The organism is Salmonella sp. SAL4457, from assembly GCF_046548235.1.
Taxonomy (GTDB): Bacteria; Pseudomonadota; Gammaproteobacteria; order Enterobacterales; family Enterobacteriaceae; genus Salmonella; species Salmonella enterica.
The window spans coordinates 1-237 of record NZ_JBGDZO010001306.1; the positions used below are offsets into that span (position 1 = coordinate 1).

Genomic DNA, 237 nt, shown 5'->3' on the forward strand with positions numbered 1-237 from the left:
TCGGCAGGCTGTCGTCGTAGCGGATCGCCGGCACGCTGGCGCGCCGCGCCTCGACCTTGGCGCAGGAGGTCTGGAAGCGCTCGACCCACTGCGCCAGGCGCGCGTCGTCGGGCTGCTTGCGCAGTTCGTGGAGCTGCCGGCGCAAGCGGTGGCGGTCGCTGATCTGGGCCTGGTCGAGGCGCCGGACGAGTTGGTCAAGGGAAGGAGTCTGGTCGGTCATCTAGGCTTTTCGAATGC

General features: G+C 69.2%; 1 protein-coding gene. It reads right to left on the bottom strand.

The features are described from left to right. The coding region (locus ACLJNW_RS28415) for a hypothetical protein (protein ID WP_410962010.1) at positions 1-220 on the bottom strand (220 nt) is incomplete at its 3' end. Between the last annotated feature and the right edge of the window lie 17 nt (positions 221-237).